This is a genomic window from Brevundimonas sediminis, assembly GCF_048799765.1.
Lineage (GTDB): Bacteria > Pseudomonadota > Alphaproteobacteria > Caulobacterales > Caulobacteraceae > Brevundimonas.
In genome coordinates this window covers 33,130-56,152 of record NZ_JBLYQK010000019.1, presented here as the reverse complement: position 1 = coordinate 56,152, position 23,023 = coordinate 33,130, and the positions used below count along the sequence as shown (strand labels likewise).

General features: G+C 69.0%; 25 protein-coding genes and 2 tRNA genes. 21 read left to right on the top strand and 6 right to left on the bottom strand.

Going from position 1 to position 23,023, the window contains the following annotated elements; genetic code table 11:
* Positions 1 to 382, top strand: a 382-nt coding sequence (locus tag ACLQ7T_RS11500; RefSeq protein ID WP_420479554.1) for a citrate/2-methylcitrate synthase, incomplete at its 5' end; no start/stop codon positions are given.
* A gap of 29 nt (positions 383 to 411) precedes the next feature.
* Positions 412 to 1,212 carry an undecaprenyl-diphosphate phosphatase gene (locus tag ACLQ7T_RS11495; RefSeq protein ID WP_420479553.1) on the top strand — a complete coding sequence of 267 codons (801 nt, stop codon included), beginning with the start codon at positions 412 to 414 and terminating at the stop codon, positions 1,210 to 1,212.
* Between the two features lie 73 nt (positions 1,213 to 1,285).
* Here the strand turns inward: ACLQ7T_RS11495 and ACLQ7T_RS11490 are convergent, their stop codons facing one another.
* Positions 1,286 to 2,257 (bottom strand): complex I NDUFA9 subunit family protein, encoded by a 972-nt coding sequence (locus tag ACLQ7T_RS11490; RefSeq protein WP_420479552.1) that lies wholly within the window; start codon positions 2,255 to 2,257, stop codon positions 1,286 to 1,288.
* A gap of 183 nt (positions 2,258 to 2,440) precedes the next feature.
* On the opposite strand from ACLQ7T_RS11490, the gene ACLQ7T_RS11485 reads away from it, so the two are divergent.
* The 11 genes from ACLQ7T_RS11485 to ptsN all read left to right on the top strand — a co-directional run bounded on the left by ACLQ7T_RS11485 (position 2,441) and on the right by ptsN (position 10,759).
* Positions 2,441 to 2,527: transfer RNA gene (locus ACLQ7T_RS11485), tRNA-Leu, on the top strand.
* 188 nt (positions 2,528 to 2,715) lie between these two features.
* The gene (locus tag ACLQ7T_RS11480) at positions 2,716 to 3,330 is read left to right on the top strand and encodes a ribonuclease D (protein WP_420479551.1); all 615 of its coding nucleotides are present in this window, start codon (positions 2,716 to 2,718) and stop codon (positions 3,328 to 3,330) included.
* Positions 3,331 to 3,342: 12 nt separating this feature from the next.
* A complete protein-coding gene (lptC, locus tag ACLQ7T_RS11475; protein ID WP_420471227.1) occupies positions 3,343 to 4,002 on the top strand; it encodes an LPS export ABC transporter periplasmic protein LptC in 660 nt (219 codons plus the stop codon).
* Entirely contained in the window at positions 3,999 to 4,475 is a 477-nt protein-coding gene (locus tag ACLQ7T_RS11470; protein WP_420479550.1) for an LptA/OstA family protein, read from the top strand. Before lptC ends, ACLQ7T_RS11470 begins: the two co-directional genes overlap by 4 nt.
* A gap of 21 nt (positions 4,476 to 4,496) precedes the next feature.
* Positions 4,497 to 5,285, top strand: coding sequence for an LPS export ABC transporter ATP-binding protein (lptB, locus tag ACLQ7T_RS11465; RefSeq protein ID WP_420479549.1), 789 nt, complete (start codon positions 4,497 to 4,499; stop codon positions 5,283 to 5,285).
* 189 nt (positions 5,286 to 5,474) lie between these two features.
* The gene (locus ACLQ7T_RS11460; RefSeq protein WP_420479548.1) at positions 5,475 to 5,822 is read left to right on the top strand and encodes a DUF2200 domain-containing protein; all 348 of its coding nucleotides are present in this window, start codon (positions 5,475 to 5,477) and stop codon (positions 5,820 to 5,822) included.
* Positions 5,823 to 5,861: 39 nt separating this feature from the next.
* Positions 5,862 to 6,263, top strand: a complete 402-nt coding sequence (locus tag ACLQ7T_RS11455; protein ID WP_420479547.1) for a hypothetical protein — start codon at positions 5,862 to 5,864, stop codon at positions 6,261 to 6,263.
* Between the two features lie 48 nt (positions 6,264 to 6,311).
* Positions 6,312 to 7,634, top strand: coding sequence for an Hsp70 family protein (locus ACLQ7T_RS11450; RefSeq protein ID WP_420479546.1), 1,323 nt, complete (start codon positions 6,312 to 6,314; stop codon positions 7,632 to 7,634).
* A 170-nt stretch (positions 7,635 to 7,804) separates the two neighbouring features.
* The gene (rpoN, locus tag ACLQ7T_RS11445; RefSeq protein ID WP_420479545.1) at positions 7,805 to 9,319 is read left to right on the top strand and encodes an RNA polymerase factor sigma-54; all 1,515 of its coding nucleotides are present in this window, start codon (positions 7,805 to 7,807) and stop codon (positions 9,317 to 9,319) included.
* Positions 9,320 to 9,551: 232 nt separating this feature from the next.
* Positions 9,552 to 10,217: a ribosome hibernation-promoting factor, HPF/YfiA family gene (hpf, locus tag ACLQ7T_RS11440; RefSeq protein ID WP_420479544.1), complete on the top strand. Its 666-nt coding sequence runs from the start codon at positions 9,552 to 9,554 to the stop codon at positions 10,215 to 10,217.
* Between the two features lie 74 nt (positions 10,218 to 10,291).
* A complete protein-coding gene (gene ptsN, locus ACLQ7T_RS11435) occupies positions 10,292 to 10,759 on the top strand; it encodes a PTS IIA-like nitrogen regulatory protein PtsN (RefSeq protein ID WP_420479543.1) in 468 nt (155 codons plus the stop codon).
* Positions 10,760 to 10,799: 40 nt separating this feature from the next.
* Here ptsN and ACLQ7T_RS11430 read toward each other — a convergent pair whose 3' ends face one another.
* Positions 10,800 to 11,060: a DUF1150 family protein gene (locus ACLQ7T_RS11430; protein WP_420471241.1), complete on the bottom strand. Its 261-nt coding sequence runs from the start codon at positions 11,058 to 11,060 to the stop codon at positions 10,800 to 10,802.
* Between the two features lie 83 nt (positions 11,061 to 11,143).
* Positions 11,144 to 11,563: an Hsp20 family protein gene (locus ACLQ7T_RS11425; protein WP_420471242.1), complete on the bottom strand. Its 420-nt coding sequence runs from the start codon at positions 11,561 to 11,563 to the stop codon at positions 11,144 to 11,146.
* A gap of 190 nt (positions 11,564 to 11,753) precedes the next feature.
* On the opposite strand from ACLQ7T_RS11425, the gene ACLQ7T_RS11420 reads away from it, so the two are divergent.
* Genes ACLQ7T_RS11420 through ACLQ7T_RS11410 form a run of 3 tightly spaced genes read left to right on the top strand, consistent with a single transcriptional unit; the run spans position 11,754 to position 16,007 of the window.
* Complete coding sequence (locus tag ACLQ7T_RS11420; RefSeq protein WP_420479542.1) at positions 11,754 to 13,226, top strand: hypothetical protein; 1,473 nt, start codon at positions 11,754 to 11,756, stop codon at positions 13,224 to 13,226.
* 5 nt (positions 13,227 to 13,231) lie between these two features.
* Positions 13,232 to 15,283 (top strand): hypothetical protein, encoded by a 2,052-nt coding sequence (locus ACLQ7T_RS11415; protein ID WP_420479541.1) that lies wholly within the window; start codon positions 13,232 to 13,234, stop codon positions 15,281 to 15,283.
* A gap of 31 nt (positions 15,284 to 15,314) precedes the next feature.
* Positions 15,315 to 16,007, top strand: coding sequence for a hypothetical protein (locus ACLQ7T_RS11410; RefSeq protein WP_420479540.1), 693 nt, complete (start codon positions 15,315 to 15,317; stop codon positions 16,005 to 16,007).
* Between the two features lie 54 nt (positions 16,008 to 16,061).
* Here ACLQ7T_RS11410 and ACLQ7T_RS11405 read toward each other — a convergent pair.
* Positions 16,062 to 16,137, bottom strand: a tRNA-Ala gene (locus tag ACLQ7T_RS11405).
* Positions 16,138 to 16,317: 180 nt separating this feature from the next.
* Positions 16,318 to 16,782, bottom strand: a complete 465-nt coding sequence (locus ACLQ7T_RS11400; protein ID WP_420479556.1) for a TIGR02300 family protein — start codon at positions 16,780 to 16,782, stop codon at positions 16,318 to 16,320.
* A gap of 138 nt (positions 16,783 to 16,920) precedes the next feature.
* On the opposite strand from ACLQ7T_RS11400, the gene aroA reads away from it, so the two are divergent.
* From aroA to mscL, 5 genes are all read left to right on the top strand, one after another.
* Positions 16,921 to 18,225, top strand: coding sequence for a 3-phosphoshikimate 1-carboxyvinyltransferase (gene aroA / locus ACLQ7T_RS11395; protein ID WP_420479555.1), 1,305 nt, complete (start codon positions 16,921 to 16,923; stop codon positions 18,223 to 18,225).
* A complete protein-coding gene (gene cmk / locus ACLQ7T_RS11390) occupies positions 18,222 to 18,872 on the top strand; it encodes a (d)CMP kinase (RefSeq protein WP_420479539.1) in 651 nt (216 codons plus the stop codon). Before aroA ends, cmk begins: the two co-directional genes overlap by 4 nt.
* Positions 18,873 to 19,032: 160 nt before the next feature.
* Positions 19,033 to 20,736 carry a 30S ribosomal protein S1 gene (rpsA, locus tag ACLQ7T_RS11385; protein ID WP_420479538.1) on the top strand — a complete coding sequence of 568 codons (1,704 nt, stop codon included), beginning with the start codon at positions 19,033 to 19,035 and terminating at the stop codon, positions 20,734 to 20,736.
* Positions 20,737 to 20,979: 243 nt separating this feature from the next.
* Entirely contained in the window at positions 20,980 to 21,261 is a 282-nt protein-coding gene (locus ACLQ7T_RS11380) for an integration host factor subunit beta (RefSeq protein ID WP_331044946.1), read from the top strand.
* Between the two features lie 14 nt (positions 21,262 to 21,275).
* Positions 21,276 to 21,701 (top strand): large-conductance mechanosensitive channel protein MscL, encoded by a 426-nt coding sequence (gene mscL, locus ACLQ7T_RS11375; protein ID WP_420479537.1) that lies wholly within the window; start codon positions 21,276 to 21,278, stop codon positions 21,699 to 21,701.
* On the opposite strand, the gene ACLQ7T_RS11370 is transcribed toward mscL, so the two are convergent.
* Positions 21,698 to 22,858, bottom strand: a complete 1,161-nt coding sequence (locus ACLQ7T_RS11370) for an N-acetyltransferase (protein ID WP_420479536.1) — start codon at positions 22,856 to 22,858, stop codon at positions 21,698 to 21,700. The two genes, mscL and ACLQ7T_RS11370, sit on opposite strands and share 4 nt — an antisense overlap.
* Positions 22,859 to 23,023 lie beyond the last annotated feature (165 nt).

Here is a 23,023-nt window from a genome sequence, read left to right as displayed (position 1 = left end):
CGCCGACGCCACGCACTGGATCAACACCGCTCGGCGTCACCCGTCCGAGGCCGCCCGCGTTGCGGCCCGCGCCGGCTTCGGCGATCCCGACTGGAACGACGCCGATCCGCGCGCCGCCGCCCTGCTGTCGGTGGTCGACCTGCCGGCCGACCTGTCGCGGGTGCTGCAGGACGGCCAGGCCGTCGCGGGGCGCGCCCCCGGCTTCGCCCTGGCCCTGGCCCTCGCCGCGCGCCGGATGGAGCTGCCCCGGGACGGGGCGCAGGATATCTTCCTGGTCGGTCGTCTCGCGGGTCTGCTGGCCCATGCGCTGGACCAGTCGCTTGACGGCTCGCCTATCCGGGCGCGCCTGCGCTATGTGGGGCCCGAGCCGGGCGCGCACTGAGGCGCGGCCCGGGGGACCAGGGAAATTTCATGGCTGACTGGCTTGCGGCGATTCTCCTCGGCCTGATCGAGGGTCTGACCGAGTTCATTCCGGTGTCGTCCACCGGCCACCTGCTGCTTCTGCGCGAGGCGCTGGGTCTGGACGACGGGCGCTGGACCTCCTTCGTGGTGATGATCCAGCTGGGCGCCATCCTGGCCCTGGTGCTCCTCTATTTCGCGCGGCTCTGGAAGGTGCTGATCGGCCTGCCGACCGATCCGAAGGCCCGTCATTTCGCGATCAGTGTCCTGATCGCCTTCATCCCGTCCCTGCTGGCGGGCGCCTTCCTCTACGACTTCATCAAGGACTATCTGTTCGAGACGCCGCAGATCATCTGCATCACCCTGATCGTCGGCGGCTTCCTGCTGATGGCGCTGGACCGCTGGGCGCCGCAGCCGAAGCATTTCGACGCCATGCAGCTGACGTGGAAGACCTCGGCCCTCATCGGCCTGTTCCAGTGCCTGGCCCTGGTGCCCGGCGTGTCGCGCTCCGGCTCGACCATCGCCGGCGGCCTGCTGCTGCGGCTGGAGAAGCCGGCGGCGGCCGAGTTCTCCTTCTTCCTCGCCATTCCCACCATGGTCGGCGCCTTCACCTATGACCTGATCAAGAGCGGCGGCGACCTCGATCTCAGCTTCGGCTGGGTCATCGCCATCGGCTTCATCAGCGCCTTCGTCGCCGGTCTGGTGGTGATCCGCTTCCTGCTGAGCTTCGTCTCCAACTACGGCTTCACCCCGTTCGCCGTCTGGCGGATCGTGGTCGGAACCGTCGGCCTGCTGGCCCTCTGGCTGTACTGAGCCTTCGCCGCCGAACAACAAAAGGCCGGGCCGGATCGCTCCAGCCCGGCCTTTGCATGTCCGGCGTGCGGCGTCAGGCTGCGGCTTTTTCCGCCGCGAACTGGCCGCCCTTGCGGTAGCGCCACAGATAGCTGCCCGCCACGGCCTCGATGCCGGTCGGCTCGATGCCGAGGTCGGCCAGGCCGGCGGCGCCGTCCGACACCACATTGTCGCTCTGCAGCAGGACCACCTGATCCTCGGTCAGCACCGGCTTGATGCCGACCACGGCGGTGATCTGCGCCAGGGCGCCGATCGCCTTGGCGACGGGGAAGGGCAGGGGCGCGAAGCCCGGTTCGCGATAGGTCTCGCGGGCCACCAGCTTCAGGATATCCTCGAAGGTCATCACGGCCGGACCGCCCAGCTCATAGGTCTGGCCGTCCGACGCCGTGTCGCCGATCGCCGTGGCGATGGCCGCGGCCACGTCGCCGACATAGACCGGCTGGAACTTCGTCTGGCCGCCGCCGATCAGCGGCAGGACCGGCGCGGTCTGCGCCATCTTCGCGAAGGTGTTCAGGAAGTCGTCGCCGGGGCCGAAGACGACCGAGGGGCGCACGATGATGGCGTCCGGCTTGACCTCGCGCACCGCCATCTCGGCGGCCGCCTTGGTGCGGCTGTAGGTCGAATCGCTTTCCGGGTTGGCGCCCAGGGCCGACATCTGCACCAGTCGCGCCCCGGCGACGGCGCAGGCCTCGGCGATCGTGCGCGACACACCCACGTGCAGGGCTTCGAACTTGCGGCCCGGGGTTTCGTACAGGATGCCGATCAGGTTGATCACCGCGTCCGCGCCGTGAATGGCCTCGGCCGCCTGGGCGGGGTCGGCGGCGTCGCAGCGCATCGCCTGGATCTGGCCGACCGTGCCCGCCGTCTGCAGCTTCCAGGCCCGGTCCGGGCGGCGGCAGGCGATGCGGATGCGCCAGCCGCGGCGCGCCAGCGCCTGCACCACCTGGCTGCCGATGAATCCGGTCCCGCCGAAGACGGTGATCAGGCCGGGGGCGACTTCGCTCATGTCAGACTCCAAAGGCGAACGGCGCTCGGGATAACCCCTTGCTGGGGCGGGGATTAGACGATGGTCGCGGGCCTCGCAACGCAAACGCAAAAAATGCTGGAAAAGGTTGTTGACCCGACCCGGGCACTGCCTTAGAGGTCCGCGCCTTCCAGACGGAAACGCCGCTCGCGGCACGGATGTCTGGCCCAGATGGCGGAATTGGTAGACGCGCTGGCTTCAGGTGCCAGTGACTGAAAGGTCGTGGAGGTTCGAGTCCTCTTCTGGGCACCAGTTTTCGAAACGGCGCCGTGTCACTGACACGGCGCCGTTTTTGATTCCGGGCCTGTGGCAGTGACGAGTGCTGGTGAGCCAAGGGGTGAGCCGCTGGCGTAACAGGCGTGCTCGATCCGCTCACTTCTCGCTCACTGGCACTCGTCACTGGCCTATAGACGCGGCGAAGTTTGCGCTAAGACACCCCCATGACCGTTTATCTGCACGAAGGCGACCTGCCCGACGACCTAGACCTCGGCCCGGTGGTGGCCGTCGATTCCGAGACCATGGGCCTGCGTTTCCGCCGCGATCCGCTCTGCGTGGTCCAGCTGTCGGCCGGCGACGGCGACGCCCATGTCGTGCGCCTGAACCGCCCCGCCTACGACTGCCCGAACCTGAAGCGCGTGCTCGCCGATCCGCAGGTGCTCAAGCTGTTCCACTTCGGCCGCTTCGACATCGGCATGTTCCAGCTGCACCTGGGCGTCGACACCGCCCCGGTCTACTGCACCAAGATCGCCTCCAAACTGGCTCGCACCTACACCGACCGCCACGGTCTCAAGGACGTGGTGCGCGAATGCGCCGGCGTGGAGCTGTCCAAGGCCCAGCAGTCCAGCGACTGGGGCTCGCCGGTCCTGACCCAGGCCCAGCTCGACTACGCCGCCTCCGACGTCCTGTATCTCCACGCCGTGCGCAACCGCCTGGACGAGATGCTGGCGCGCGAGGGCCGCACCGAACTGGCCCGCAAATGTTTCGACTTCCTGCCCACCCGGGCCGCCCTCGATCTGGCCGGCTGGGACGAGCAGGACATCTTCGCCCACGCCTGAGACTGAGGCCCGATGAGCCAGGAGCCGGTTGAGACCCGCAAGGCGGAAGACGAGGCCCGCGTCGCCGCGACGGCCTCGGCCTTCCGCGCGCGTTCGCGCCGGGTCCAGCTGCTGCGCCGCCTGCTGCCGGCCCTGATCCTGGTCCTGGCGGGCGGCACGGTCAGCTGGGTCGTCCTGCGCACCGTCATGTCCGACGTCGAGCGCAAGGCCGGGACCAGCCGCGAGGTCCGGCTCGACAACCCCATGTTCCACGGCCAGGACGCCGAGGGCCGCAGCTTCGTCGTCGGGGCGCGGGGCGCGGTGCGCGACCCGAACACCGGCCGCTTCCGCCTGGTCGGTCCGGCGCTGCGCCTGAACCTCGGCGGCCGCAAGGTCACCACCCTGACCGCCGACGGCGGCGAATATGACGAGGTCCGCAAGACCGTGACCATCGGGCCCAACGTCCGCATCTCCGACGGCGGCTCGGGCTTCACCCTGGTCACGCCCGAGGCGGTGGTGAACACCTCGACCGGCGTCGTCACCGGGAACAAGGGCGTTCAGGGCACGGGCCCTCTTGGAACCATCAACGCTTCGTCCTATGCGATCTATGAACAGGGCCAACGGGTCGTGTTCAGCGGCTCGGGCGATAACAAGGTGCGCGGGACCATCAACCCGGCGAGGTCGAACGGATGATCAAGACCAGACTCCTCACCGCCGTCGCGTTCGGCCTGGGCCTCATGGCCCTGCCGACCATCGGCGACGCCCAGAGCTTCCAGGGCAACCAGCCGATCATGTGGGGCGCGGACAATGTCTCGCGCACGCCGACGGCCCTGTCGATGCGCGGCCGCGCCGAGCTGATCCAGGGCGACAGCCGCATCCGCGCCGAATCGATCGAGGCCGGGCTGAACGGCGGGACCCTGACCCGGGTCGAGGCCTCGGGCAGCGTCTATTTCGTCACTCCGGAACAGACCATCCGCGGCGATCGCGCCGTCTACACCCCGGCCAACGACACCATCGTCCTCACCGGCGACGTGATCCTGACCCAGGGCGAGAACGTCATCACCGGCGCCCGCCTCGTCTACAACACCCGCACCGAGTCCGCGCAGATGGAAGGCGGCTCCGGCGGCCGGGTGCAGGGCGTCTTCTACCCCGAACGGGGCAACTGAGCCGACGGCCCGGAGCGACGCTTGGCCCGCAAGGAACTTTCCGCCCTCAACGTCCATGACGCCGCCCCGGCGCCGGCCGCCGCCGCGCGCCCCACGGGTCTGCGCGCCGAGAACCTGGCCCGCGCCTTCGGGGCGCGTCAGGTCGTCCGCGACGTCTCCCTGACCGTCCAGCGCGGCGAGGTCGCCGGCCTGCTCGGTCCCAACGGCGCGGGCAAGACCACCTGCTTCTACATGATCACCGGCCTGATCCCGCCGGACTCCGGTTCGATCTGGCTGGACGGCGAGGACATCACCGCCCAGCCCATGTACCAGCGCGCCCGCATGGGTCTGGGCTATCTGGCGCAGGAGGCCTCCATCTTCCGCGGCATGACGGTCGAACAGAACGTCCGCGCCGTCGTCGAACTGCACCACACGGGCCAGAAGGCGATCGACGAGGAGGTCGCCCGCCTGCTGGAAGAGCTGCGCATCGACCACCTGCGCCAGGCCCCGGCCTCGGGCCTGTCGGGCGGCGAGCGTCGCCGCTGCGAGATCGCCCGCGCCCTCGCCGGCCGCCCCAGCTTCATGCTGCTGGACGAACCCTTCGCCGGCATCGACCCCCTGGCCATCGCCGACATCCGTCAGGTCATCCGCTACCTCGCGGGCCAGGGCATCGGCGTCCTGATCACCGACCACAACGTCCGCGAAACCCTCGAAATCATCGACCACGCCTCCATCATCTCGGGCGGCGCGGTCCTGTTCGAAGGCAAGGCCGAGGACGTGGTCCGCGACCCGGAGGTCCGCCGGGTGTACCTGGGCGATATGTACGGCTGATCCTGCCGCAGGCAGGATCACAGTCTCGGCCCGCCAGGGACGAGACGGGCAACCGTAGTCCGCTCACCTCTCCACCGAAGGTGGGGAGGGTGGAGGGGGTCTTGAACTCGCCCCGCTCTCGTTCCTCCCCCTGCGGGGGAGGGGGACCGCCGAAGGCGGTGGAGGGGCGTCGGATACAGGAGCGATCCCATGACCCACCGCCTCTTCACCATGCCCTTCGCCAGCGTCTATCCGGCCTACATCGCCAAGGCCGAAAGGAAGGGCCGCACCCGCGCCGAGGTCGACCAGGTCATCCTCTGGCTCACCGGCTACACGCCCGCGCGGCTCGAGGCCCTGATCGCCGACAGGACCGACATCCAGACCTTTTTCGGAAACGCCCCCGCCCTGAACCCGGCCCGCCAGCTGATCACCGGAACCATCTGCGGCATCCGCGTCGAGGCCATGGAGCCCGGCCTGATGCAGGAGATCCGCTACCTCGACAAACTCATCGACGAGCTGGCGAAGGGGAAGGCGATGGAGAAGGTGCTGCGCGCCTGAAGCATTGCCGGACGGCGACTTCTCCGCCACCCTTGGCTCATGAAGCGCACCGTCCTGCTCGCCGCCGTCCTTCTGACGCTCGCCGCGGGCCCGGTGGCTGCATCGGCCTGCGACTACGGCTATGTCGTCCCGCCCACGCCGGAGCAGGAACGAGCCGCCGCGCAGGCCACCGTCGACCGCTCGACGGCGATCATCGAGGGTGAGGTCCTGCAGGCTCAGACCCGTGATCAACCGGCCCTCGTTCGCGCCGTCCGGGTTCTCAAGGGGCCGGTTCAGGACGTCTTTGTCATCGGCCATAGCGGGGGCTGCTGGGCCATCGAGGTCGGGCAGCCGGGCGACCGCGTCCGCCTGCTTCTCACCGGCGGTCCCAACATCTGGTATTTCGAGGAGTCCTTCGCCGGGCCGGCCTATGTCGATGAGGTGCTGTCCGGGGGCGACTGACACCGACGTCTGCGCTAGAAGCGCCGCCCACCGCCGGGAGCCGCTTTCATGACCTCTGACATCGCGCCCACCGTCGGTATCGACTTCGGCACGACCAACACCGTCGTCGCCTTTGCGGGCGCCGACGGCGAGGCGACCGTCCTGCGCTTCGACGCCCCGACCGGTCGGGTCACCGCCTTTCGCTCCACCCTGAGCTTCCAAATGCATCCGTCCGCCGACGGCGGACCGCCCGAGCGGATCGTCGAGGCCGGGCCCTGGGCTATCGAGGCCTATGTCGAGGATGCGCTCGACACCCGCTTCATCCAGTCGTTCAAGACCTTCGCCGCCAACGCCGCCTTCACCGACACGGTCATCGACAACCGGCGCTACAAGTTCGAGGACCTGCTCAGCGCCTTCCTGCTGCGCCTGCGCGCCCATGGCGGCGAGGGCATGGCCGAGCTTCCGGCGCGCGTCATCGTCGGTCGGCCCGTCACCTTCGCCGGCGGGTCGCCGGACGAGCAGCTGGCCCTGACCCGCTACGAGACGGCCTTCGCCCGGCTCGGCTTCACCGACATCCGCTACGCCTATGAGCCCATCGGCGCGGCCTTCTTCTTCGCCCGCACGCTTCAGGCCGACGCCAATGTTCTGGTCGCCGACTTCGGCGGCGGCACCAGCGACTTCTCGATCGTCCGCTTCGAGCGCGGCGCACAGGGTTTGCGTTCCACTCCGCTGGCCCGGTCCGGCGTCGGCGTCGCGGGCGACGCCTTCGACTACCGGATCATCGATCATCTGGTCTCGCCCGAGCTGGGCAAGGGGAGCGAGTACCGCACCTTCGGGAAGACCCTGCCCATCCCGCAGCGCTACTACGCCGCCTTCGCCCGCTGGGATCAGCTGGCCCTGCTGCGCGCGTCGAAGGACATGCGCGACATCCGCGCCTTGGCCCGCACCGCCCTGGAGCCCGATAAGCTGGACCGGATGATCGAGGTCCTCGACGACAATCACGGCTACGCCCTCTACCGCTCGGTCGCCGCGCTCAAGATGGCGCTGTCCAGTCAGGAACATGCCGACTTCAGCTTCGCCGCCGGCTCCATCCGCATCGAGAGACCGGTCACCCGCGCGCAGTTCGAGGACTGGATCGCCCCCGACCTCGCCGCCATCGAGGCCGCCGTGGACGAGGCCGTTCAGCGCTCGGGGCTGGAGCCCGGCCATATCGACCGGGTCTTCCTGACCGGCGGCACGTCATTCGTCCCGGCCGTCCGTGACATCTTCCACCGTCGCTTCGGCGCCGACCGCATCGAGACCGGCGGCGAGTTCGAATCCATCGCCTCGGGCTTGGCCCTGATCGGGCGCGAGGCGAGTCTGGACATCTGGAGCGAACGTCAGGTCCCGTAGGCCTGTGCGTCCGTCAGCCCGCGATCATGTCGCGCGGCGAGCCGTCGGCCGTGACCATCCCGGACCGCATCCGGAAGGGCTTCGAGCCCTTTAATCGACGTTAACCGGTTCGGCGACATGGTCGCCGTAGCAAGTTCCGGGCCACATCGGCCGGGGCAGGGGAAAAACGCGTGCTCGGTCAAAGGCTCGAGATCAGACAGGGGCAGGGGCTCGTCATCACGCCCCAGCTGCAGCAGGCCATCAAGCTGCTGCAACTGTCGAACCTTGAGCTCGAAGCCTTCGTCGAGGCCGAGCTGGAGAAGAACCCCCTGCTGCAGCGTGAGGACGCGGAGCCGGGCGGCGTCGACGCCCCCGACGGTCCGGCGGAGGTCTCCGCCGAGGTCGCCGATCGCGCCGAGATGAGCTTCGAGGACGGCCGGGCCGCCGACGCGGGCGACGCCGTCGATGCGCGCGGCGACGACGTCTATGGCGACGCCGCCCCGGGCGAGCGCGGCGCGGACCGCACCGACGACGGCCAGCCCGGTCTGACCGACTGGTCCCGGGTCGGCGCCGGCGGCGGCCTGCCGGACGGCGAAGGCCGGGAACAGCCCGACACCCGCGACGCCACCCTGTGGGAGCATCTGCAGGCCCAGGCCTCGCAGGCCGGTTTCTCGGCCGCCGATCACGGCATCGCCCTGACCCTGATCGACATGGTCGACGAGGGCGGCTACCTGCGCGGCGACCTGGTCGAACTGGCCGAGCGGCTGGGGGTGGACCCGAACCGGGTCGAGGGCGTGCTGTCGGTCTGTCACGGGTTCGAGCCGACCGGCGTCATGGCCCGGTCAGTGCCCGAATGCCTCAAGCTGCAGCTGGTCGAGCGCAACCGCTTCGATCCGGCGATGGAAAGCCTGCTGGAGAACCTCGACCTGCTGGCGAAACGGGATCTGGCGGGGCTGCGAAAGCTGTGCGGCGTCGACGCCGAGGACCTGGCCGAGATGATCGCCGAGCTGAAGGCCCTGACGCCCCGTCCCGGCGCGGGCTTCGGCGGCGAACCGGCCCAGACCGTCATTCCCGACGTCCACGTCCGCGCCGATCCGGCCGGCGGCTGGAAGGTCGAGCTGAACTCGGACACCCTGCCGCGTCTGATCATGGACAAGCGCTATCACGGGGTGGTGGCGTCGGGCGCCCGCACCGAGATCGAGAAGACCTTCGTCGCCGACTGCGCGGCCCAGGCCTCCTGGCTGGTCAAGTCGCTGGACCAGCGGGCCAGGACCATCCTCAAGGTGGCGTCCGAGATCGTGCGCCAGCAGGACGCCTTCCTGGCCTTCGGCGTCGAGTTCCTGCGCCCCCTGAACCTGAAGACGGTCGCCGACGCCATCGGCATGCACGAGTCGACCGTCAGCCGCGTGACCTCGAACAAATACGTTTCGACCCCGCGCGGCGTGTTCGAGCTGAAATTCTTCTTCACCGCCGCCATCCAGTCCTCCGACGGCGGGGCCCTGCACTCGGCCGAAGCCGTCCGTCACCGGATCAAGTCGATGATCGACGGCGAGGCCCGCGACGGCGACATCCTGTCCGACGACCGCATCGTCGAACTGCTCAGTGAGGCCGGCATCGACATCGCCCGCCGCACCGTCGCCAAGTACCGGGAAGCGCTCCGCATCCCGTCGTCCGTCGAACGCAAGCGGATGCTCAAGGCGGGCTGAAACGCCGGCCCTCGCTCGCTGTTCGCTATTTGTTCTTGCCTCCAAACGCTTGGGCAGGCTATGCTCTCGTCAGTGAGTGGCAGGCGCGCAGCGCACGGCCGCGTCGGGTCGGGAGGTCCCCCAAGGGGCCGACGATCCGCGGCCCAAAAAAGTGCGACCAATCGCGCAAGCGTGACTGTCGAATTCTGCGTTCTTCGTTGACACCAAAACCGATCGGTCGCGTTCTATCGACATGCAAGTCCAGGTCAGCGGCAAGCACGTAGATGTCGGCGAAGCGTTAGGCTCGCGCATCTCCCAGGAACTCGAAGACGGGATCGGAAAATACTTCGAACGCGGCGCTCAGGATGCTGAGGTCGTCGTCTCGAAGGACGGTCACGGATTCAAGGTGGACTGTTGGGTCCGCCTCGCCTCGGGTCAGGCGATCGTGACCACGGGGCTGGGCGGGGACGCCCACGGCGCCTTCTCCGATTCGCTCGACAAGCTCGAGAAGCGGGTGCGCCGCTACAAGCGCCGCCTCAAGGACCACCACATCGGGCCCAAGCGTCTCTCGCCCGAGAAGACCGAGGACGCCGCCCGCGAGGTCGCCCGCAGCATCGTCCTGCGCAATCCCGACGAGGTCGAGGATGACGCCTTCGGCGACGCCGGCGCGCCGGACGAGCCCCCGCCCGTCGGCATGGTCATCGCCGAGAACGAGACCGAGATCCGCACCATTACCGTCGGCCGCGCCGTGGCCGAGCTGGACATGACCGGCTACCCGGTCGTGGTCTTCCGCAACGCCGCCCACGGCGGCATCTCGGTGGTCTATCGCCGTCCCGACGGAAACGTCGGCTGGATCGATCCCGACCGGAAGGGCGTCTCGCTCGCCGCACACGGTTCGGTAAACGGTCGTACGTCATAGTGCTTCCCACAACCGGGCGGGTCGTCTAAACGGCGCCCGCCCACCCGGGAAGATCGAGTAGAGTCGGGGTTTCTATGGACATCGGTGATTTGCTGGCGGACGGCGGCGTCGTCCTGCGCAGCGGCGCGTCCTCCAAGCGTCAGGCCCTCCACACGGTCGCCGACGCGGCCGCCCACGCCCTCGGTCTGCCCGAGGGCAAGGTGCTGGAAGCGCTGCTGGAGCGTGAAGCCCTGGGCTCGACCGGCCTCGGCTCGGGCGTCGCCGTGCCGCATGCCCGTCTGGACGGCGTGCGTCAGGTGACCGGCGTCTTCGTGCGTCTGGACACGCCGGTGGCCTACGGCTCGGTGGACGATCGCCCGGTCGATCTGCTGTTCGCCCTGTTCGCTCCGCCCAGCGACGGCGCCGAACACCTGCGCGCCCTGGCCGCGGTCTCCCGCGCCCTCCGCTCATCCGAGATGCGCGAGCACCTGCGTCAGGCGCACACCGCCGACGCCATCCACGCCCTCTTCGTCAGCGACCGCGCACCGGCTACGGCGGCCTAGGGGCCGCCTTCGCCTGGCTTTCAATCGGGCGCTCGATGACTCAGTGGACCGAGACGGGCTCCAGCTCGTGGGCCACGGCCGTGGCGAAGGCGGTCTCGCGGTCCAGCATGATCGCCAGCCGCTCGCCGTCGGCGCCGTGAACGGCGTAGAGGGTGGCCTCGGGGTCGACCGAGAGGCCCTGCATGGCCGTCATCGGCGTATCGGCCAGCACGTCGGCCGCGCGGATTTCGCGCACATAGACCAGGTCCGGGGCTCCCAGATGGGCGAAGTCCTGTCGGGTCATCTTCTGTTCCGGCGTCATGTGACCGCCTCCTTACGCTGAACTAACGCCACGGGGGCGCTTGGGTTCGGTCCCGAATGCGGCGACCGGGGTGACGACGGCGCTCAGCCCGTCGTGATGGGGATCCGGCGAAGGGTCTGGACCTCGTCCGGCCGGCTCATGTCGACGTGCAGAAGGCCGTGCTCCAGGGTGGCGCCGTCGATCTCCAGACCGTCCGCCAGCACGAAGCTGCGCACGAAGCCCCGTCCGGCGATGCCCCGGTGCAGGAAGGCCTGCGGGTCGCGACCCGCCTCCTCGCGCTTGCCCGTGATGGTCAGCTGGCGGCCTTCGAGGGTGATCGCCAGGTCGTCGGGCCCGAAGCCCGCCACCGCCAGGGTGATGCGGACGGCCCGCTCGCCGCGTTGCTCGACATTGTAGGGTGGATAGCTGTCCGCGGCCGCCCTCTGCGCCCGGTCGATCAGGGCCCGGGTGTGGTCAAAGCCCAGCAGGAAGGGGCTGTCGAACAGGATGGTGCGCGTCGTCATGTCTCTGGCCCCCGAAGCAGGCTGCTGAATCAGCTCTCCCGGAATGGCGAGATCTGAACGCTGTTTAGATGGGGCCTTCCTGGCCGGGCGGCAAGTCACAGAACTTTCGTGAGTCCGGCTCAGAAAACGCTGGAATGAAGCGCAGCCTTGGGTAGCGTATGGTGACGCTTGAGCGTCGGGGGAGCTATTCATGCGTGCATTCATATCGGTCGCGGCCGCCGCCGCGATGTCCGTTCCGTTCGCTGCAATGGCGCAGGACGGCGTTGTGTCCGGAACGGGCAGTGCGGTTGTGACGCGGGACGCCAACGCCACGCGGGCCAATGCCGAGGCGGCCGCCCGCGCCGATCTGGTGCGCAACATGGCCCGACAGGTCCTGGGCGTCGAGCGACTGGGGGAACTGACGCCGGATCTGACCACGCGGCTGGCGAACCAGATCACCGGCGGGATGATCGTCGACCGATCGTCCGAGCGTGTCGGTCAGGAATTCCGGGTGACGCTGTCCGCCCGGATAGACCGGGCGTGGTTCCAGGCGCGGCTGGACGATGAGGGCGTGTCGTCCTCCAGCGCCCGGGCGGGAGGGCAGGCGTCCCGTATCCTCATCATGCTGGACGAGGCGGTCGGGCCGTCCCGCGACACCAATCGGCCGGTGGAGGTGACGACCGAGTACGATCGGTTCCGCGGCTCCACCTTCAGCGATACCTCGAGCCTCAGCTATTCGGATCGCGAGGCCGAGCTCTCGGCGTCGCAGCGCTCCGGGGCCTATGCAAGCTGGTACGGCGCCGGCGCCAGTCGCCGGACGGATGTCGACGCCTACGGGCGGTCGACCCGCCTCGAGGACCGCAACAATGTTCAGTCGACCTCGGTCGACGCCACCCGCTACCGCCAGCATGTCGTCTATCAGGCGACGGCCACCACCCAGGTCGGACAGGCCGCGGTCGCGGCCCTGACCGGGGAGCTGCTGCGTTACGATGTGGCGACCGCCAACGGGATGAACGCCCTCGCGCAGTTTTCGCCCGGCGCGCCGCCCCTGTTCACCGAACTGCGCGACAGCGGCCAGCTGACAGCCTTCCTCGCCGACGCCTGGCGGACCAGCCGCGCGCCCTTCTTCATGGGTGGACAGCTCAGCATTCAGGACAACGGCCGCAGCCCCAACACCGGTCAGGCGACCTGCACCGGCCAGCTCTACGCCCAGGCCTTCGCCACCAGCACCTCGCAGGACATCGCCGCGACCAGCAAGTCGGGCGAGAACGCCGCCTCCAGCTATGAGCTGTGCGCAGCCCGCCTGTCCGAGAACCTCGCCCGTCTGGCGGCCGAGGAACTGGGGCCGCAGGTCCAGCGCTACTGGCGCGACCAGTCGCGCGGCATGGCCAGCGCCGTGGCGGCAGCCCAGGGGCCCGCCGACTACACCCTGATCATCCGGGGTGTCCCGGACATGGGCGCGCAGGCGGACGTCCTGGACGCGCTGCAGGGCCTGCCGGGCGTGCAGAGCCACGCCTTCCTCGGCCAGGAAGGCTCCCAGATGAGCCTGCAGGTCCGTTACGACGGGTCGACCCCCCTGCATCTGGCGCTCTACCAGCGTCTGCGCGGCAAGCCGGGGTTCGCGAATGCGACCAGTGAGACCGTGGGCCGTCAGGTCATTGTCTGCCTGCCGGGCGGTTGCTGAGCCCCATGCGCCCCGGATTCGGCCTCGCCGCCCTCGGCGGCGCTCTCCTGCTGTCTGCGGGCGCGACGGCTCAGGCGCAGTCGCTGGGGGTCTATCCGGTCGGCGGCCTGTTCGGCCTGGACGCCACCGCCTGCGGGCGACCGGCGGGCGCTGTCGCCGGTCAGGACACGGCCTATGTCTCGCCCGATCTCTGCTTCGCGGTGACGCCCGAGCGTCGGGCGGCGCTGGGCGAGCGGTTCCGGCAGCGGGTGGCGGCGCGCTTTCCGGGCGTGGTGACCGATCTCTCGGCCGCGCAAGGCGCGGGCGTGACCCGCGAGGCGACCGTCACCGGTACGGCGGTGGCCTCACTTCACCTGACCCGGCTGGACTTCTGGCGGGTCCCGAACAACCGCACGGTCGAGGTCCATGCGCCGCTGGGTCTGACCCTTCTGGTGTCCGACATGGCCACCGGCGAGGTGCTGTTCAGCGAGACCCTGAACGGCGGCGTCCGGGGCGTCATGTCGCGCGGCGATGATCTGCGGCAGGTGCAGGGACAGATCGACTCCCATCTGGAGACGGCGATCGACACTCTTGTCGACCAGGCCGCAGCGAGGTTCCAGCCGCGCGCCCTCACCGCCCGGGTGCGGGGGCGGGCCGGGGATCGCTTCGTGATCGATCAGGGACGGTCCTCGGGCCTGCGCGACGGGGACGTTCTGGACGGCGACATTCGCGTGGTTCACGCCGACGCCGCCTACGCCATCGTCGAGCCGCTTCTGGGCTCGCTGACCGTAGGGCAGCCGGTGTCGCGATCGGTAGCCCAGCCGACCGCGGCGCTGGCCCGGCCGTCCATGATGGTGGTCGTGGCGGACGCCCCCGAGCGTGTGGGGCGTCGGCATCTGGCGGCCATGATGGAGACGGCGCTGGGAGAGGCGACGTCCTTCTCGGCCGCACCCGTCAATCCGAGCTTCGTCGAGATCCGCGATCTGGCGCTGGGGCAGTCGGGGGCCGCCTACCGTCCGCGCGCCCTGCCGGATTACTTCCTGCGCGTGACCGCGATGATCCTGCCACCCGTCAGCATGAGCTCGGCGTCCCGCGGCGTGCCGATCCGGGCGCACCAGGCGCGGGTGCTGGTCGAGGTGGTCGATCGCGCCGGGCGGGTCCTTTTCGCCGGTCAGGGTGTCGAGAGCTGGCGCGCCGCCGAGGTGGAGGACCTCAGCTTTTCAGCGGATCAGAGAGACGACCTCGCCCTGACCGCCGCCGTAGGTCACGCGGCCGAGGCGATCGGGCGGGACTTCCGGCCCCAGCCTCTGCGTCTGCCCGCCAGTCCTGCGGGGGAGGGTGTGCGGATCGCGGATGCGGGCGGCGCCCTGACCCCCGGCCTGTCGGCCTCGGTGTTGCGTCGGGTCGGCCGGATGTCCGGCGTCGAGGGCGAGGTCTGGGCGCCGGTCGCCGAGGTCGAGGTTGTGTCCACGGATGACGCCGGAGCCGTGGCCCGGTTCGCGGGCGTGGACGACTCCGCCGTTCGCTCCGGCGATCAACTGGCCTGGGAGGCGCCGGCGCTGGCGACGGCCTCACGCCGCTGGTTCATGCAGTGCGCCGATGCGCGCGGCGTCCCCACGCTGAGCGAGCGGGGCTCCATCCGGCAGTCGACCTTTGGGCCTATCGCCCTGAATGCCTTCGCCGGCGCCTTCCGCGCGCCGGTTCGCATTCGAGGCTTCGAGAATGAGCTGCGCCCGCTTCTGGTCGGGCAGTTCGAGGGTCTGGAGCGTATGGGCGTGCTGACGCCGCCGCCCGAGGATGTCTGCTTTGAGCCGGTGTACGCCGTCGAGCCGCGCGGCGCCGGGCGATCCCGTCCGGGGCTGATCCTGTCCGACTATGACCTGACCGTCGGCTACAGCCTGCGGCGCGCGGGCCAGAGGGTCGAGGGCGGGGTGGGCAAACAGCAGACCCTGAACGATGTCGCGGTCGCGACCGATGCGGACCCCGCCACGCGCGATCGTGTGCTGCAGCAGGCCTTGGCCGAGGCGACCTCGACCATGGCCCGACAGGCCGCGCTGGAGACGGCGCCGCCACGATAATCAACCCTGTCACTGCCTCGGAGGAAACCCAGTGAAAGCCACCAAGACCGCCGTCGTCCTGCTCGCCTTCGGGCTGGCCGTCGCCCAGCCCCTGGCCGCCGGCGCCGGGACCCAGGATCTGCGCGCCCTCGGCCGGGGCGCAATCCCCAATCCCTTCGGCAACGGCCCCTCGCGCGCCACGGCCCATGATCCTGACGTCTTCCTGCGCGAGGGCGTCGAGGCGACGAAGCAGATGATGGTCGCGGCCGCGGTCCTGGCCCAGATGGCGCGCAACAAGGACGACATGGCGGGGATCCGCATGCGGGTGAACGCCATTCAGAACATCGAGAGCGCGGATGAGCTGGGGGCCTACAACGCCGCCTTCGAGGACGACATCGATGCTCTGAAGACCAACGCGTCGGACGCCGCCGATCTGCAGGCCATCTACGACTCGGCCAACCGCAACCAGCGCAGCCTGATGCTGGACGCCGGGGTGAACATGATTCGCGCCGGGTTGATCGACGCCCAGCTGATGGGTGACTTCTCCAACATGCTGTCGTCGGCCGCGCGCAACCCGGCCAACATCAGCAAGGTCGGCCATCTGCGCACGCTCGGCGGTCTGGCGGGATCGCAGCTGAACGCCGTGGGGTCGATGATTGGTCCCGTGACGGCCCTGCTGCGCTCGCAGAACGTGGCCGTGCCGGATGACGCCAACCTGGGCCGCGCCCGCACCATCAGTCTGTAGGGTTTCCGGAAGCCGGAATTGGAGAAGGCCTCGCGGTGTCCCGCGAGGCCTTCATGGTGGAGCTAAGCGGAGTCGAACCGCTGACCTCTTGCATGCCATGCAAGCGCTCTACCAACTGAGCTATAGCCCCGAACCGTTGCCGGTCAGTCCGCCGAGGTATTGGTGTTGGCCCCCGGCGAGGCGGCGGAACCTATGTCAGGCCCGATTCAGGATCAAGCCCGGTTTCGCCATTTATTTTCACCTTTTTCGAACGCTGTTCGAAAGGTGATTTCCGGGCGGATCGAAAGGCTCCGATCCGCCCGGAATTCCGTCAGTCCTCGTCCTTCTCGGGCTTGCCGATCTCGTCCTCGAACGAGTCGTCGTCGTCCTCGTCCTCGATGAAGGGCACCGAGTCGTCATCATCGTCGTCGCCGAGGACGTCGTCGTCATCGCCGGCCTCGCCCATGCCGTTCTCTTCGGTCGGGTCGGTCGGGGAGTCATCGTCGTCGTCCGGGGTCAGGATCGGCTCATGGCCTTCCTCGTCGATCTCCGGGGTCGAGCTGGTTTCCTCCTCGTCCTCGTCGCCGTCGGCCGACTTGTCCTTGACCTGATCCTCGGCCTCGTCGTCGGCCGGATAGCCGGCCGGACGACCGCGGCGGCTGCGCAGCTTCAGGGCTTCTTCGGGATCAAAGTCGGTGCCGCACTTGGGGCAGTGGGCCGGACGACGGTTCAGGTCGTAGAATTTGGCCTGGCAGTTCGGGCAGACCTGCTTCTGGCCCAGTTCGGGATTAGCCACGGAGGCGCCTCTCACGTTCATGGGGGGAATTCGGGCGCGTCCCTTGCCACCCCTTGGAGCCGCTGTCAAAAGCGATCTCCGCGCCACCCGCGCCCTACCCGCCCTTTCGGAGACCGTTGGGTGACGAACAGCACACATTTGACCGCCCGCCGCAGCCCCGCGCTGACCGGCTCCGTGCGCGCTCCGGGCGACAAGAGCATGTCGCATCGCTCGATGATCTTCGGGGCCATGGCCACCGGCGTGACCGAGGTCGAAGGCCTGTTGGAGGGGGACGACGTCCTGGCCACCGCCCGCGCCGCCGAGGCCTTCGGGGCCACGGTCGAGCGGCTGGGCGACGGGCGTTGGCGGATCACCGGCGCCGGGGGCTTCCGCTCGCCGGACGGCGTCATCGACTGCGGCAACGCGGGGACGGGCGTGCGACTGCTGATGGGCGCGGCGGCGGGCTATGCGATCACCGCGGCCTTTGACGGCGACGCCTCGCTGCGGAAGCGGCCGATGAAGCGGGTGACCGGCCCGCTGGCGGAGATGGGCGCGAGCTTTGAGTGGCTGGCGGCCGAGGATCGGGTGCCGCTGCGCCTGACCGGGGGCAGCCTGACCGGCATCGCCTATGTGCAGACCGTGGCGTCGGCCCAGATCAAGTCGGCCATCCTGCTGGCGGGGCTGAACGCCGGGGGCGTGACGACGGTCGCCGAGCCGGAGAAGAGCCGGGACCATACCGAGCGGATGCTGCGCGCCTTCGGGGCCGAGGTCGGGGTCGAGGAAGACGGCGAGGGCTGGGTCATCACCCTGAAGGGCGGCCAGCCTTTGACGGGGACGTTCGTGGCGGTGCCGGGCGATCCGTCTTCGGCGGCCTTCCCGCTGGCGGCGGGGCTGGTGGTTCCGGGGTCGGACGTCACGGTCGAGGGCGTGATGCTGAATCCGCTGCGTACGGGCCTGTTCGACACCTGGCGCGAAATGGGCGCGGACCTGACCATCGCCAACCGCCGTATGGCCGGGGGCGAGGAGGTCGGCGACATCACTGCCCGTCACTCGGCGCTGAAGAGCGTGGTGGTGCCCGAGGCGCGCGCCGCCTCGATGATCGACGAATATCCCATCCTCGCCGCCACCGCCGCGTTCGCCGAGGGCCAGACGGTCATGCGCGGCGTCGGCGAGATGCGGGTCAAGGAGAGCGACCGCATCAAGCTGATGGTCGACGGCCTGCGCGCCTGCGGCGTCGCGGTGGAGGAGGAGCCCGAGGGCTTCATCGTCACCGGCGGGCCGGTGAGGGGCGGCGGGACGGTGCGCACCGCCCACGATCACCGCATCGCCATGAGCCATCTGGTGCTGGGCCTGGCCGCCGACCAGCCGGTCACGGTCGATGAGCCGGACATGATCGCCACCAGCTTCCCGGGCTTCGTGGAGTTGATGAACGGCCTCGGGGCCGATATCGCGGCGGATCAATGACCGCTCCCCTGATCATCGCCGTCGACGGACCCGCCGCCTCGGGCAAGGGCACCATCGCCGCGCGGCTGGCGACGACCTATGGCCTGCCGCATCTGGACACCGGCCTGCTGTACCGGGCCGTGGGCGTGGGCGTGCTGGACGCGGGCGGGTCGCTGGATGATGAAGCCGCCGCAGAGGCCGTGGCGCGGTCGCTGGACGCCAGCCACCTGACCGACACCGACCGGTTGACCAGCGGCGAGGCGGGCGAGGCGGCCAGCCGGATCGCCGGCTATCCGGCCGTGCGCGCGGCCCTGCTGGCCTTCCAGAAGGCCTTCGCGGCCCAGGCGGGCGGGGCGGTTCTGGACGGGCGCGACATCGGTACGGTGATCGCCCCGGAGGCCCCGGCCAAGCTGTTCATCACCGCGACGCCGCAGGTGCGGGCGACCCGGCGCTGGAAGCAGTTGACGGCGCGCGGGCACGACATCGCCTTCGAGGCCATGCTGGCCGACATCATCAAACGGGACGAGCGCGACGCCGGGCGCGGCGCGGCCCCGATGGTGCAGGCTGAAGACGCCGTCTTGCTGGATACGACCGATATGGATATAGAGGCCGCCTTCGATGCGGCCCGCCGTATCGTCGAGGCGGCGCGCGCGAAACACGGTCTGTAGACCGCCTTCGCAAATCCAACGCTCCCATCCTCGGCTTCCGCGGGCGCTCTGGCTGAGTTTCAAGCCTCGCGTCCCGACGACCTGATTTCCTCTTTTGAACCCCCTTCGCGCGGGACCGTCCGGTCGCGCGCAAGACCTTTTCCTCCAACTCCAGAGTTACATGACCGATACCCTTTCCCCCACCCGCGACGATTTCGCCGCGCTTCTCGACCAGCAACTGCAGGGTCGTGACCTCGGCGAAGGCCAGGTCGTCCACGGCCGCGTCGTCGGCATCGAGAAGGACATCCTGATCATCGACGTCGGTCTGAAGACCGAAGGCCGCATCCCGGCCCGCGAATTCGGCATCGGCGAAGGCGCCGTGATCCCGAAGGTCGGCGACAACGTCGAAGTCTATCTGGAGCGCGTCGAAAACGCCCTGGGTGAAGCGGTCATCAGCCGCGACAAGGCTCGCCGCGAGGAAGCCTGGACCCGTCTGGAAGTCGTCTTCGCCGACGGCCAGCCGGTCAACGGCACCATCGTCGGCCGCGTCAAGGGCGGCTTCACCGTCGATCTGGGCGGCGCTTCGGCCTTCCTGCCGGGCTCGCAGGTCGACATCCGTCCGGTGCGCGACGTCGCCCCGCTGATGGGCAAGGAACAGCCCTTCGCCATCCTGAAAATGGACCGTCCGCGCGGCAACATCGTCGTCTCGCGTCGCGCCATCCTGGAAGAAGCCCGCGCCGAACAGCGCACCGAGCTGGTCGGCCAGCTGCAAGAGGGTGAAGTCCGCGAAGGCGTCGTCAAGAACATCACCGACTACGGTGCGTTCGTTGACCTGGGCGGCATCGACGGCCTGCTGCACGTCACCGACATGTCGTGGAAGCGCGTCTCGCACCCGTCGCAGGTCCTGGCGGTCGGCGACACCGTCAAGGTCCAGATCGTCAAGATCAACCCGGACACCCAACGCATCTCGCTGGGCATGAAGCAACTCCAGGCCGACCCGTGGGACGGCGTGGAAGCCAAGTACCCGGTGGGCGCCAAGATGTCGGGCCGCATCACCAACATCACCGACTACGGCGCCTTCGTGGAGCTGGAAGCCGGTGTCGAGGGTCTGGTGCACGTCTCGGAAATGTCGTGGACCAAGAAGAACGTCCACCCCGGCAAGATCGTCTCGACCTCGCAGGAAGTCGACGTGGTCGTGCTGGACGTCGACGCCTCCAAGCGCCGCATCTCGCTGGGCCTGAAGCAGGCCCAGGACAACCCGTGGGATGCCTTCGTGGCCGCTCACCCGATCGGTTCGACCGTCGAGGGCGAAGTCAAGAACGCCACCGAGTTCGGCCTGTTCATCGGCCTGGACAACGACATCGACGGCATGGTCCACCTGTCGGACCTGGACTGGAACGTGTCGGGCGAGGAAGCCATTCAGCGCTACCGCAAGGGCGAGACCGTCAAGGCCAAGGTCCTGGACGTCGACGTCGAGAAGGAACGCGTCTCGCTGGGCATCAAGCAGCTCGGCGGCGACCCGATGGAAGGCGACACCTGGAAGAAGGGTCAGCAGGTCACCGTCACCGTGACGGCGATCGAAACCGGCGGCATCGAAGTCAAGTTCGGTGAAGACGACGCTCCGGTGACCTCGTTCATCCGCAAGTCGGACCTGTCGCGCGACCGCAACGAGCAGCGCACCGAGCGCTTCTCGGTCGGCGATCGCGTCGACGCCATGGTCACCGGCGTCGACAAGGCCTCGCGCCGCGTCTCGGTGTCGATCAAGGCCCTGGAGATGAAGGACGAACAGGAAGCCATCGAGCAGTTCGGGTCGTCCGACTCGGGCGCCTCGCTGGGCGATATCCTGGGCGCCGCCCTGCGCGAAAAGGCCGGTTCGAAGGACTAAGCCTCTTCGCCACAGGCGAAAATGCGATCAGGCGGCCGGAGAAATCCGGCCGCCTTTTTCGTGCCCGGTGACCGGGGTGGCCGTAAAATTGTGTACGGTAGCCGACAGTTAACCCACATTTTGGCGGCTTAACGGGGCTTAGGCCCTTTTTCCCGCGCCACGCGAGCGTTAGGGTGGGGTTGCATCCGGCGTTCAGATGCACCCGTATGGGCCCGGGACGGGCTGAAAAGGGCGGGGGCCTGCATGATCAAATCCGAGCTCATTGAAAAGCTCGCGGCCGAGAACACGCATCTGACCCATGCCGAGGTCGAGCGCGTGGTCAATGTCGTGCTCGGCCGCATGGTCGACGCGCTCGGCGAGGGCGGTCGTGTGGAACTTCGCGGCTTCGGCGCCTTTTCCGTCAGGGGCCGCCCGGCGCGCGCCGGTCGAAATCCCCGCACGGGCGAGTCGGTCGACGTCCCGGCCAAGGCGGTCCCGTTCTTCAAGAGCGGCAAGGAGCTGCGCGAGCGGCTGAACGCCGACTGACCTACAGGAGTCCCATGGGACTGGTTACCGAGTTCAAGGAATTCATCGCCCGCGGCAATGTCATTGACCTGGCCGTCGGCGTGATCGTCGGCGCCTCGTTCGGCAAGATCGTCACCAGCCTGGTCGAACAGGTGGTGATGCCGCCGATCGGCCTGCTGCTGGGCCGTGTCGACTTCTCGAATCTGGAATGGGTGCTGGTTCCGGAGAATCCGGCCACCGAGGAGGTGGAGAAGGTCGCGATCCAGTACGGCGCCTTCATCAACACCGTGATCCAGTTCCTGATCGTGGCGGTGGTGATCTTCCTGATGGTCAAGCTGGTCAACCGGCTGCGTCGGGAACAGGCGGCTGATCCGGCTCCCGCCGCGCCGCCGGCGCCGACGCCGACCGAAGCCCTGCTGGCCGAGATCCGCGATGAGCTGAAGGCCCGCCCGAACGCCTAGGCCTTGGACGCCGTCCGCGCAGAGCGTGCCGGGGCCTGTCGGTTGCGGCGCTGTGCGGTCAGCGGCGCGGCCAATGGCACGGGGCGCAGGCAGACGGCGTAGTCCCCGTCATAGGGCGTGGGCGACCACAGGGCCGGATCGGGCGACCCGGGCGCGAACTCGACATGGCAGTGCCCCCAGCCGCCCTCCTGTCGCGCGCTTCCGGCGAAGGCGCCGAGCCGGTCCAGGGTGCGCGGCGTCACGGCCTGCAGCCTGAGCTTGGCGGCGCCCATGGCGCGGGCGGCGGTCGTCAGGGCGGTCATCAGCACCGGAACCGCGTCGGCGTGATCCGCCAGCGACTCCAGGTCGAGGATCTCCAGAACCGGCGGCTCCAGGATGTTGGACTTGGCCATCATGGCCATGGCGTAGGCGACCATGGCTCCGTCGCGCATCACCGACAGGATCAGCGGCGGCTGGGTCAGGTCGGGATCCTGCAGTCGCCAACGCTGCACCGCGGGGCTGCGGTCGGCCAGCAGCCGGCCCTCCGCGACCAGCGCCGCCCAGAAGGCGGCGTAGGGGGAGACGTCGCCGAAATCCGTCAGACGATGGACGTCCCGGGGCAGGTCCGGGCGTGCTTCCCGTCCGAGCCGGTCGTTCATCAACTGCTCGCCCAGGCCGTCGAAGCGATCCGGCGCGAGGGCGTACAGGCGTCTCCACACCCGGCTGATCGCCAGCGGCAGGGGGGCGACGACCCAGCTGAGCTTCAGGGCGTGGGTCCGCTCCGGCCAGGCCTGCATGCCGTGCCGGGCGTACAGCGGCTGAGACTTCGAGTTGGCGTTCAGGGTGTAGCGGGCGAAGACCCCCGGCTGACGGGTGAAGGTCTGCAGCATCTGGCGGCTGATGCCCCGCACCGTCGGGGTCACGATGATGTTGAAGCCCGTCGCGCCATGCAGGCGGCGGTCACCCAGACGGAAGCGCTGGATCAGGTTGCCGACATGGGCGGCGGGCTGTCCGTCCGGGCCGTCCGCGACCCAGCCGGCGGGCGCCCCGATGTCGAGACGGGCAGGATTGGCGTGCAGCCAGCGCCACCCCGCCTGGGAGCGCTCCGGCCAGCCCACGCTGCGGTGCAGGGCCTGGATGGCGGGATAGTCGGCCTCGGTGATTTCTCTCAGCGTCATGATGATGCTGTCCCGTTTCGGGAACCGGCAGGGGTTCTCGAACGGGAGCGTGCACGGACCGGGCCGGGGCTGCAATCAAGGGTGGTGAATCTGTCACCCGGCCGACATCGGCTCGATTCCGGTTTGACTCTGTCAAGGCTGGAACAAATAATGAACATTCAGCCC